General features: G+C 70.6%; 10 protein-coding genes. 7 read left to right on the top strand and 3 right to left on the bottom strand.

The features are described from left to right. The 6 genes from A9X04_RS06935 to A9X04_RS06960 all read left to right on the top strand — a co-directional run. On the top strand, window positions 1-1,139 hold a 1,139-nt coding region (locus tag A9X04_RS06935), incomplete at its 5' end, for an AMP-binding protein (RefSeq protein WP_156764246.1). Further along, a complete protein-coding gene (locus A9X04_RS06940; protein WP_067918924.1) occupies window positions 1,136-5,545 on the top strand; it encodes a non-ribosomal peptide synthetase in 4,410 nt (1,469 codons plus the stop codon). The genes A9X04_RS06935 and A9X04_RS06940, both read left to right, overlap by 4 nt. Continuing rightward, the gene (mbtG, locus tag A9X04_RS06945) at window positions 5,542-6,837 is read left to right on the top strand and encodes an NADPH-dependent L-lysine N(6)-monooxygenase MbtG (RefSeq protein ID WP_067918918.1); all 1,296 of its coding nucleotides are present in this window, start codon (window positions 5,542-5,544) and stop codon (window positions 6,835-6,837) included. The genes A9X04_RS06940 and mbtG overlap by 4 nt, the downstream gene beginning before the upstream one ends. Then, the gene (locus tag A9X04_RS06950) at window positions 6,815-7,030 is read left to right on the top strand and encodes an MbtH family protein (protein WP_067918919.1); all 216 of its coding nucleotides are present in this window, start codon (window positions 6,815-6,817) and stop codon (window positions 7,028-7,030) included. The genes mbtG and A9X04_RS06950 overlap by 23 nt, the downstream gene beginning before the upstream one ends. 176 nt (window positions 7,031-7,206) lie before the next feature. Continuing rightward, entirely contained in the window at window positions 7,207-7,722 is a 516-nt protein-coding gene (locus tag A9X04_RS06955) for a hypothetical protein (protein WP_067918925.1), read from the top strand. Window positions 7,723-7,899: 177 nt separating this feature from the next. Further along, complete coding sequence (locus A9X04_RS06960) at window positions 7,900-8,424, top strand: hypothetical protein (protein ID WP_067918920.1); 525 nt, start codon at window positions 7,900-7,902, stop codon at window positions 8,422-8,424. Here the strand turns inward: A9X04_RS06960 and A9X04_RS06965 are convergent. The 3 genes from A9X04_RS06965 to A9X04_RS06975 form a co-directional block, all read right to left on the bottom strand. Then, window positions 8,418-9,311 (bottom strand): sigma-70 family RNA polymerase sigma factor, encoded by an 894-nt coding sequence (locus tag A9X04_RS06965; RefSeq protein ID WP_067918921.1) that lies wholly within the window; start codon window positions 9,309-9,311, stop codon window positions 8,418-8,420. The two genes, A9X04_RS06960 and A9X04_RS06965, sit on opposite strands and share 7 nt — an antisense overlap. Next, window positions 9,308-9,907, bottom strand: coding sequence for a carboxymuconolactone decarboxylase family protein (locus A9X04_RS06970; protein ID WP_067918922.1), 600 nt, complete (start codon window positions 9,905-9,907; stop codon window positions 9,308-9,310). Before A9X04_RS06970 ends, A9X04_RS06965 begins: the two co-directional genes overlap by 4 nt. A gap of 78 nt (window positions 9,908-9,985) precedes the next feature. After that, on the bottom strand, window positions 9,986-10,300 hold the full coding sequence (locus tag A9X04_RS06975) for a type II toxin-antitoxin system VapB family antitoxin (protein WP_067918923.1): 315 nt from the start codon (window positions 10,298-10,300) through the stop codon (window positions 9,986-9,988). Window positions 10,301-10,512: 212 nt separating this feature from the next. Between A9X04_RS06975 and A9X04_RS06980 the strand changes: the two genes are divergently transcribed. Continuing rightward, window positions 10,513-10,979 (top strand): heat-inducible transcriptional repressor HrcA (locus A9X04_RS06980; protein ID WP_156764247.1); only part of this gene is annotated, 467 nt, incomplete at its 3' end.

The raw sequence follows: 10,979 nt of genomic DNA on the forward strand, positions 1-10,979 counted from the left end.
CACACACCAGGCGGGACAGTGCCCGCACCGCGTCGGGCCGGCTGTCGATCAGGGCGGAGACCAGGCTGGGCACCGCGCTCCTGCAGCGACTCGTTTCGGTGTGCTCCGGCGCGGGCCCCGAGCTGTTGAACAACATCGGCTCCACCGAGACGTCCGGTGCGGTGTGCCGCGGGCGGCTGGAGCCGCCGCGTCCGCTGGTGGGCAAGCCGGTCCCGGGGGCCGACGCCTACCTGCTCGACGACGCGCTGCGGCCGGTGCCGGTCGGGGTGGTTGGTGAGCTGTATTACGCCGGCGATCAACTGGCCCGGGGCTACTGGAAGCGGCCCGGGCTCACCGCCACCCGGTTCGTGGCTAATCCCTATGCGACCGAACCGGGTTCGCGCCTCTACCGCAGCGGCGACCTTGCCCGCTGGACCCAGCACGGCCTGCTGGAATTCGTCGGGCGCTCCGACCATCAGGTACAGGTGCGCGGTTTCCGGGTCGAATTGGGCGAGGTCGAGGCGGCGCTGGCGGGGGTCGACGGCGTCGCCGCCGCGGCCGCCCGCACCTGGGAACTGCGTGGGGGCACCTCGCTCGCCGGATACGTTGTGCCACAACGGCCGGTCGTCGAGGACGCCGAGAAGGCCTCGTTCGCATCGGAGGTCCGCGCCGCGATCGGCGCGGCGCTGCCGGGCTACATGATGCCGTCGTCGCTGACCGTCCTTGACGCGCTCCCCAAGACCGAGTCGGGCAAGCTGAACCGGCCCGGGCTGCCGCGACCGGCGGTCAGCACCAGCGGACAGACGGAACCGTCGCGCACCGACACCGAACGCGCGCTGGCCAAGGTGTTCGCCGAGCTGCTGTCGACGCCCGAGGTGGGTCGCTTCGACGACTTCTTCGCGCTAGGCGGTGACAGCATCCTGTCGGTGCAGCTGGCCTCGCGGGCGCGGGCCGCCGGCCTGGCGGTCAGTCCGCGGATGATCTTCGAGAACCCGACGGTGCAGCAGCTGGCGGCCGCTCTCGACGCATGGGGCGAGAACGGAAATGAGGCCGAGCCGGCCGACGCCCGGTTCGAGCCGATGAGCGCATCCGGGCTGTCGGCCGAGGATCTCGCCGCCGTGACGCAGCTGTGGTCGTCGTCGCGCGACGGTACGCCATGACGGCCACCAGGGACGTCGCGCCCGGCATCGAGGACGTGATGGCGCTCAGCCCGCTGCAAGAGGGCCTGTATTCGCTGACCACGCTCGCCGAATTCGGCGACGGCGACACCGCCGAGGATCCGTACGTGATCGGGATGGCCGCAGACATCTCCGGTGCGCTCGATGTCGCGCTGCTCCGTGATTGCGCGGCAAAGATGTTGGAGCGACACCCCAACCTGCGGGCCAGCTTCTTCAGCCGCGGCATCGCGCGCCCGGTGCAGATCGTGCCGTCCCGGGTCGACCTGCCGTGGCGCACCGTCGCCGCCGCGTTCGAGGATGTGCCGGCGTTGGAGGCGGCCGAACGTCGCAGGCCGTTCGACCTCGAACACGGGCCGGCAATCCGCTTCCTGTTGGTCGAACTGCCCGGCGCGCAATGGCGTTTGGTGCTCACCGCCCACCACATCGTGATCGATGGTTGGTCGTTGCCCGTGTTCGTCAACGAGATGATGATGCTGTACCGGGCCGGTGGTGACCTGTCGGCGCTGCCCGTCACCCCGCGGCCGTACCGCGATTACATCGGCTGGCTGGCGAGTCGCGATCCGGAAGCGAGCCAACGGGTCTGGCGGGAACACCTGGCCGGCCTTGCGGGCCCCACCCTGCTGTCGGCGGCGCTGGGGTCGGCGGAGGACCGGCGGACCGGGCTGCCCCGCACCACCGAACTGCGGGTGCCGGCCGCGGCCGCCGCGCGCATGGTCGAGCAGACCCGTTCCCGGGGCATCACCGTCAGCACCCTGATGCAGATGGCTTGGGCGCTGGTGTTGTCCCGGTTGACCGACACCGAGGATGTGGTTTTCGGGGTCACGGTGTCGGGCAGGCCGCCCGAACTGGCCGGCGTGGAGACCATGATCGGTCTGTTCGTCAACACCGTGCCCATGCGGGTGCGACTCGACCCGGCCGTCACCGTCGGCGAGCAATGCCGGGCCGTGCAGCGCGACGCCGCGCTGCTGCGCGAGCACGGCTACCTCGGACACGCGCAGCTGCGGGCACTCGCCGGGGTCGGGGAGATGTTCGACACCCTGTTGGTCTACGAGAACTTCCCATTGGACGGCCTGACCGCCGGCGCCGAATTGACCGCCGCCGGTGCGACCTTCCGGCCGTCGGCGCTGCAAACCCTGTCGCATTTCCCGATCACCGTCGCGGCCCACATGGCGGGCGGCGAACTGGTGGTCCTGGTCGAGGCGATCGACGGCGCACTGGGCGCCGTCCCCGCCGCCGGGCTGGGCCGGCGGGTGCTCGCCACCGCCGAGCGCCTGCTGCGCGACTGGGAGCGTCCGCTGCACCGGGTCAGCGTGCTCTTCGAGGACGAGGAGGTCGCCTCGCAAGTCGGGGACGCTCCCGCCCCGGCGCCGGCCGGCATCCACACGCGCTTCGCCGACGTCGCCGCCAGTACCCCGGACAGCCTCGCAGTGAGCTGGGCGGGCGGCGCGCTGACTTATCGCGAACTGGACGCGCTCGCCAACGGCCTGGCAGCCAGGCTCGCGGACCGCGGCGTGCGGCGCGAAACCCCGGTCGCCATACGGCTTTTCCGCGGCCCGCAGTACATCGTCGCGATCCTCGCGGTGCTCAAGGCCGGTGGCGTGTGCGTGCCGATGGAGCCGGGGACGCCCCCCGAACGGGTGGCATCGATGCTGCGCCAATCCGGCGCGTCCCTCGTGATCGACGACCAGTGGCTCTCGGCCGGGGTATCACCCGGTGCCGACTTTCGCGCGGCCGACGTGCCGCCCGGCCAGGCGGCCTACATCGTCTTCACCTCGGGCACCACGGGAGAACCCAAGGGCGTCATCGGAACTCACGCGGCGGTGACGGCCTACGCCGACGACCACCTGGACAACGTGTTGCGGCCCGCGGCCGCCCGGCTGGGCCGACCGCTGCGCATCGCGCACGCATGGTCGTTCGCGTTCGACGCCGCCTGGCAGCCGTTGGTCGCGCTGCTCGACGGCCACGCCGTGCACGTCGTGGACGAGCACACGCAGACCGACGCCGAGGCGCTGGTCGCGGCGATCGCCCAACACGGCATCGACATGATCGACACCACCCCATCGATGTTTGCCCAACTCACGTCATGCGGTTTGCTGACCAGGGTTCCGCTGGAGGTGCTGGCGCTGGGCGGCGAAGCGCTCGGCACGGCGGCCTGGGATCTGATCCGAGCCGAGTGCGCGCGCACGGGCATGACGGCCTACAACTGCTACGGCCCCACCGAGACCACGGTCGAGGCGGTGGTCGCCGCCATCGCGGAGCACGGCGAGCCGTCGATCGGGCGGCCGACGCTGCACACCCGCGGCTACGTGCTGGACTCGGCGCTGCGCCCGGTGCCGTGCGGTGCGACCGGTGAGCTCTACCTTGGTGGCGCCCAGCTGGCCCGCGGATACGTCGGCCGGGCCGCGGAAACCGGCGGCCGATTCGTGGCCGACCTTTTCGCGGCCGGCGAACGCATGTACCGCACCGGCGATTTGGTGCGTCGGGGTGCCGGCGGAGCGCTCCAGTACGTGGGCCGCGCCGACGCGCAGGTGAAGATCCGCGGTTACCGCGTCGAGCCCGGCGAGATCGCGGCCGTCCTCGAATCGCATCCCGCCGTCCGGCATGCGGGCGTGCTGGTGCGCCGGCGGCGCGGCGTCGCGCGCCTGACCGCCTACGTCGTCGTCGCCGACGCGGCGCCGCGCCCGCCGTCGCCGGCCGAGCTGCGCGGCATGCTCGGCTCCCGGTTGCCGCGCTACATGATTCCGCAGCGCATCGTCACGGTCGACGAAATCCCGCTCACGGTCAACGGCAAGCTGGACGAGGCAGCACTGAGCGCCCTCGACACCACCGAACCGGACTCCGCCCGGGCCGAGCCCGAAACCCCCACCGAAGCCGCACTGGCCGAAGTGCTTTCGGGACTGCTGGGACATCCCCGGGTGGATGTGGCCGCGGACTTCCTGCAGCTGGGCCTGGACAGCATTACGGCCCTGTCGGTGGTGCAGGCGGCCCGCGCTCGGGGGATCGCCCTGCGCGCCAGGCTGATCCTCGAGTGCGCCAACATCCGCGAGCTGGCCGAGGCGATTGACTCCGAAACCGATGCCGCCGCAAACGATGTCGACGACGGCACCGAACCCATGCCCGTGCTCCCCAACGGCCGCTGGCTCTACGAATACGGCGAGCCGCGGCGCCTGGCGCAGACCGAGGCCATCCGGCTGCCCGACGGTGTCACCCGCGAGCATCTGGACACCGCGCTGGCGGGCATCGTGCGCGGTCACGAGGTGCTGCGCGCCCGCCTGGACCGCGCCGCGATGACCCTGGTCCCGGCGCGGACCGCCGGGATCGACCTCCTCGAAGTCGCGATCGAAGGCGACCCGCGGGCCGCCGTCCCCGGTCACGTCGCGCGGTCCGTCGACCGCCTGGACCCGGAGCGGGGAGCGCTCCTGGCCGCGGTGTGGATTCGTCCCCCGGCCGGGCCGAGCGTGCTGCTGCTGACCGCCCACGTCCTGGCGATGGACCCGGCGTCGTGGCGAGTGGTACTCGGCGAATTGGACACCGCGCTAACGGCATTGGCCACCGGTCACCCGCCCGCCCCGGCCCGGGAGCATACCGGCTACCGGCGCTGGGCCGGCGCGCTCGTCGAGCGTGCCCACCGGCTGGACACGGTGCGGTTCTGGGCCGCCCAGTCCGAGGGTGCGGATCCCGACCTCGGCGCCCGGCGGGTCGACCCGGGTCGCGACCGGGCCCGCGACCTGACCGTCCGCATGATGGCCGCCGACGCCGACACCACCCGCCGGCTGCTGGAGTCGGGCCTGCCGTTGCCGCACCTGTTGATCGCCGCCACTGCGGCGATGGTGACGCGGTGGCGGCGCTCCCGCCATCAGGCCACCCCGCCGCCCCTGCTGGCGCTGGAAACCCACGGGCGCGCCGACGCTCTCGTCGACGGGCCGGGCGCGCACGTCCTCGACACCGGCGACACCGTCGGACTGCTGAGTTCCATCTACCCGATCCGGGTGCCGTCGGCCGATCCGCGCAGCGTGGGGGAGCAGCTGGCGGCCATCCCCGGCGACGGGCTGGACTACGGCCTGCTGCGCTACCTGCGCCCCGACACCGCCGAGCGCCTCGCCCCGCTGCCCGGCCCACAACTGCTGCTGAACTACCTCGGCGCCGCCCACTCCGGCGGCGGGACCGGTCTCACCCTCGAGCGCGAGCTCCTCGCCGGGGTGTCGCCGCAACCGGAGCCCGATCTGGCGGTGCGTCACGAGCTCACCATCGTGGCCGCCATGCTCACGTTCGACGGTCAGCGCGTGCTGGCCGCGCAGTGGCGCACGCTGCCCGGCATTCTCGGCGATGCCGACGTCGCTGAGCTGCAACGCCTTTGGCTGGAATCGCTGCGGGAGACGGTGACATGAGCAGACTTGCGATCCTGGGCGCGGGAGCCAAGGCGGTCGCGGTGGCGGCCAAGGCGTCCGTGCTGCGGGACATGGGCGTCGACGCCCCCGAGGTGGTCGCGGTCGAACGGATCGGTGTCGCGGCCAACTGGCAGGCCAGCGGCGGCTGGACCGACGGAGCGCACCGGCTGGGCACCAGCCCGGAAAAGGACGTCGGATTTCCGTACCGGTCGGCGCTGGTGCCCCGCCGCAACGCCGAACTCGACGAGCGGATGACCCGCTACAGCTGGCAGTCCTATCTGATCGCGACGGCGGCGTTCGCCGAGTGGATCGACCGGGGCCGGCCGGCCCCGACTCATCGCAAGTGGAGTCAATACCTGGGCTGGGTCGCCGACCAGATCGGCCTCGACGTCGTGCACGGCGAGGTGGAACGGTTGGCCGTCAGCGGCGACCAGTGGGCCCTGCACACCCACGAGACCACCGTGCACGCGGACGCGCTGATGATCACCGGGCCTGGACAGGCCGAGAAGTCGTTGCTGCCCGGCAACCCACGGATGCTCTCGATCGCCCAGTTCTGGGACCGGGCCGCCGGTCACGACCGGATCAGCGCCGAGCGGGTGGCGGTGATCGGCGGGGGCGAGACGGCCGCGTCCATGCTCAACGAGCTGTTCCGGCACCGGGTTTCGACCATCACCGTCATTTCACCGCAGGTGACGCTGTTCACCCGTGGGGAGAGCTTCTTCGAGAACTCGCTGTTCTCCGATCCCACCGACTGGAGCGCCTTGACGCTGGCCGAGCGCCGTGACGCGCTGGCCCGCACCGACCGCGGGGTGTTCTCGGCCAACGTGCAGGAGGCCCTGCTGGCCGACGACCGCATCCGCCACCTGCGGGGCCGGGTGGCCCACGCGGTGGGCCGGGACGGGCAGATCCGGTTGACCCTGTCCACCAACCGCGGCAGCGAAAACCTCGAGACGGTACACGGTTTCGACCTGGTCATCGACGGCTCCGGCGCCGACGCGCTGTGGTTCACGTCGTTGTTCGGGCAGGACGTGCTGGACCTGCTGGAGCTCGGCCTCGGCGGACCGCTGACCGCCGACACCCTGCAGGAGGCGATCGGCTACGACCTGGCCGTCACCGGCGTCAAGCCCAAGCTGTTTCTGCCCAACCTGTCCGGACTGACGCAGGGGCCGGGATTTCCCAACCTCAGCTGCTTGGGATTGTTGTCCGACCGGATACTGGGGTCCAGTGGCGGCTTGGTGGGCCCGTCCACGCACACGACAAGGAGACGCGATGAGCATCAACCCCTTCGATGACGAAAACGGCACCTTCTTCGTTCTGGTCAACGACGAGGACCAGCACAGCCTGTGGCCCAGCTTCGCCGACAAACCGGCCGGCTGGCGGGTGGTCCACGGCGAAGCGAGCCGCGCCGAGTGCCTGGAGTACATCGAACAGAATTGGACCGACATCCGACCGAAGAGTCTCCAGGAATCGCTCAAGCGACGCTGACACCCGGTGCACGCCGCCGTAGCGTCACCGTAACGTGACCGGCCCGAGACGCAAATGCCGGTCACACCAGGCACACTTACACCAACCAAACCGTGGTAACGCGTAACCGTGTGGGGGACAACGTCACTGAAATCCCGTCATGGTGCACGCGCATCGAAGGGGGAACCGTGAACACCATGAAGACCTGGAAGACCATCGCCACCGGCGTGGCGGCGTTCGCCGTCGTAGGGGGAGCCGCCGGTGGCGCATTCGTCACAGCGCCGATGGATCAGGTGCAGCTGGCCGCGCTCGGCGCGCCGTTGCCGCAGGACCCGCCACCGCGACCGCCGGCCCCGGGAGCGCTGCCGACCGCCGAACAGTTGTCGACCCTGTGCAACCAGGCCACCGACCCGGGCGTCTCCTACACGACCAAGAACAACCTGGTCGAAAACGGCATCAGCCCCGACGAGGGCCACGTTGCCGACCACGATCTGCGAAAGGCCTACCGCAACGGGAACTTTCCCGAGACCTTCGCCGTGACCAACATCGCGCCGGCCGGCCCCAACATGGCCCAGGCCGACGTGGCCATCTCGGGTCCGAAGTTCGCCGGGCCGGTGCAAAAGCACCTGGTGTTCGTCAACCAGGGCGGGAACTGGGTCCTGCAGCACGACGCCGCCATCGCCCTGATCCAGGCCGCGACGGCGACCAACTAGGCGGCCGGTACTCTGGGCGGCCACACAGTCAGCGCATAGGTTGTGCATGTTGTCTTCACATGGCCCGGCCGTAACGTAGCCGTGCCGAGTCGCGAAACAACAGAAGTAGCAGGCGCGTTGACACACGCCAAATGTGTGGGTCGTTTCCAACGATTCGTGCCCGTCGAAGGGGGAACCATGAAAACCGTTAAGTTGCTCGCCACCGGCGTGGCGGCCTTCGCCGTCATCGGGGGCGCGGCCGCCGCCGCGGCGTCCAGCGTGGCGCCGGTGGACCAGGTACGGCTCGCCGCGGTCGGCGCGCCGTCCCCCGCAAGCGGGTGGTACCCCCAGCCGCAGGATCCGGCTCCGGTCGCCGCCGACGTCCCGACCGCCGACCAGCTGACCGGGGTGCTGAACAGCCTGGCCGACCCGAGCGTGCCCTTCGCCAGCAAGAGCAACCTGGTCCAGGGCGGCATCAGCGGGATCGAGGCGCACGTCGCCGACAAGAAGCTGCAGAAGGCGGCCAAGAACGGCGACCTGCCGCTGTCGTTCGACATCACGAACATCCAGCCCTCCGCCGCCGGTACGGCCACCGCCGACGTCGCGGTCTCTGGTCCGAAGCTGACGTCGCCGGTCACCCAGAACATCACGTTTGTCAACCAGGGCGGCTGGGTGCTGTCGCGGGCGTCGGCGATGGAGTTGCTGCAGGCCGCCGGTCAGTGATCGGCGCGCAGCGCGCGCAGGTCTGATCCGGCGACGCGGGCGGGGTCGGCCAGGACATCGATCGAGGCGACCAGGCCGTCGCGCACCACGAAGCCCATGATCGCCGTCGCCCGGCCGGCCACGAAGATCACCGCGCCCGCGGCGCCGTTGACCGTCGCGGCGCGCACCTCGCGGTCCGGACCCGCATAGCCGCGGGCCAGCTTCGCGACGGCGGACGCCCCCTCGGCGCGGAAACCGGCGGTGCCGTGCCCGAAGTCGCCGCGCAGCACCACGTCGGGATGCAGCACCGCCACCAGGCGGTCGAAGTCGCCGCTTCGGCCCGCCGCGAAGAAGGCGTCCACAGCAACCCGCTGGGCGAGCATGTCGCCGTCCGGAGTCGGCTCGGCCTCCTCGATGCGTCGGCGCGCCCGGCTGGCCAGCTTTCGGGTGGCCTCCGGCGTCCGGCCGACGATGGGTGCGATCCGGTCGAACGGCACGGCGAAGACGTCGTGCAGCACGAACGCCAGGCGCTGCTCCGGCGGCAAGGTGTCCAGCACCACGAACAACGCCAGCCCCACCGCGTCGGCCAGCATCGCACGGCCTTCCGGGTCGAATTCGCCTTCGGCTTCCACGATCGGATCCGGCAGGACCAGGATCGGCTCCTCTCGCCCGCGGGCCCGGCGCTCGCGCAGCATGTTCAGACAGATGCGGGCCACCACGGTGGTCAGCCACGCGTCCAGGTTGGCGATTTCGTCAGCGCCTTCGGCGCCCCGGCCGTTGAGCCGCAGCCACGTTTCCTGCACGGCGTCCTGCGCGTCGTCGATCGAGCCCAGCATGCGGTAGGCGATGGCGCCCAGCTGCGGCCGCACCGCCTCGAACCGCTCGGTCACCGAAGCATCCGCGGTCACGTGCCGCCGCCGGTGTCGGGCAGGGCGCAGACCCGGTCGCCGGAAAAGCCGGACGAGCCGATCCCGAGCGCGAGGTTGAACCGGGCGCGCAGGTTCCCCAGCGTGATGACGTGGGTGAGCCCGACGAGTTGGGCGGTGTCGAAATGGGCGCGCAGCGCGTCGAAGAGCTCGTCGCTGACCTCGACCGGGGTCCGGCTGATCGCGGCGGCGTACTCGAGGATCAGCTTGTCGACCTCGGAGAAGCAGGCGGCGTTTCGATAGTCCGCCATCCCGAGCAGTTCCTCATCGGTGATGCCCCACTGGCGGGCGATCTGCGAACCCAGGTCGATGCAGTACTCGCAGCGCACGGTCGTCGCCGATTTCAGCTCCGCGAGAGCGCGGTGGCGGGGGCTGAGGATGTCCAGCTTCGACTCGGCCTGCTCGAGCTTGCCGTACGCGTTGAGCAGCCGGGGAATGTGCGCGTACATCCGCAGCGGTTCCAGCATCCCGGCCGTCTGCAGACCGGTCATCTGTGCCAGCTTGCGCTTGGTGAAGAAGAAGGCGACTTTGGCGCCCAGGCCGGCGTCGCGGTCGGAGACCCCTGGCAACCGGGACATGGCATCCTCCTAGCGGGTTGCGGTGTGAACCAACGTCCTCACTAAGTCGACACCGGGCGCCGCACAAACGTGACCGGGCTACCGCGGCGGCCCCGGCGCCATGTCCATGTCGAACACCCGCGCGTGCAGCACGGTGCGGTTCCGCAACGCCGCCCGGACCGCCCGGTGCAGCCCATCCTCGAGATACGTGACGCCTTTCCACCGCACCGCGTGCGGGAACAGGTCGCCGTAGAAGGTCGAGTCCTCCGACAGCAGGCGGTCCAGCGCGAGCACCGTCGTCGTGGTGACCAGTTCGTCGAGCCGGATCTGCTGCGGCGGAATCTGGGCCCAGTCGCGGTAGGACAGCCCGTGCTCGGGATACGGCTTGCCCTCGCGCACGCCCTTGAAGATCATCGGCCGATCTTCCGCGACGCGCTGCCATCACCGGACCGGTTCATGCTGGACAGGCTAGTCGGAGGACGCGGCGTCAGCGTCGAAGCCGCCCGAATGGCGGTGGGCCCCCCGTTCGCCGTCGCCGGGCGCCGGCGAACGGCTGTTGGTAGCGGTTGGTATGACTCGGGACCCGTAAAATGGACCGGTCAACGCGGTGCAGGGAGGTGACACGAGTGGGAAGTGCCGACGATCGTCGCTTCGAGGTATTGCGTGCCATCGTCGCCGATTTCGTTGCCACCAAGGAACCAATCGGTTCCAAGAGCCTGGTGGAGCGTCATAACTTGGGCGTCTCGTCCGCGACCATCCGCAACGATATGGCCGTGCTGGAGGCCGAGGGTTACATCACCCAGCCGCACACCAGCTCCGGACGCGTGCCGACGGAGAAGGGCTACCGCGAATTCGTCGATCGCCTCCACGACGTCAAGCCGCTGTCCTCGGCCGAGCGGAGCGCGATCCTGAGCTTCCTCGAGTCCGGTGTCGACCTGGACGACGTGCTGCGCCGGGCGGTACGGCTGCTGGCCCAGCTGACCCGCCAGGTGGCGGTGGTGCAATACCCGACGCTGACGTCGTCCACCGTGCGCCACCTCGAAGTGATCGCGCTGACCCCGGCCCGGCTGCTGATGGTGGTCATCACCGACAC

It is taken from the genome of Mycobacterium sp. E3247 (genome assembly GCF_001667785.1).
Classification (GTDB): Bacteria; Actinomycetota; Actinomycetes; order Mycobacteriales; family Mycobacteriaceae; genus Mycobacterium.

Coding starts and splice junctions, on each gene's coding strand:
- mbtG (WP_067918918.1), top strand. CDS start 5,542: ATGAGCAGACTTGCGATCCTGGGCGCGGGAGCCAAGGCGGTCGCGGTG.
- A9X04_RS06940 (WP_067918924.1), top strand. CDS start 1,136: ATGACGGCCACCAGGGACGTCGCGCCCGGCATCGAGGACGTGATGGCG.
- A9X04_RS06975 (WP_067918923.1), bottom strand. CDS start 10,300: ATGATCTTCAAGGGCGTGCGCGAGGGCAAGCCGTATCCCGAGCACGGG.
- A9X04_RS06955 (WP_067918925.1), top strand. CDS start 7,207: ATGAAGACCTGGAAGACCATCGCCACCGGCGTGGCGGCGTTCGCCGTC.
- A9X04_RS06950 (WP_067918919.1), top strand. CDS start 6,815: ATGAGCATCAACCCCTTCGATGACGAAAACGGCACCTTCTTCGTTCTG.
- A9X04_RS06960 (WP_067918920.1), top strand. CDS start 7,900: ATGAAAACCGTTAAGTTGCTCGCCACCGGCGTGGCGGCCTTCGCCGTC.
- A9X04_RS06970 (WP_067918922.1), bottom strand. CDS start 9,907: ATGTCCCGGTTGCCAGGGGTCTCCGACCGCGACGCCGGCCTGGGCGCC.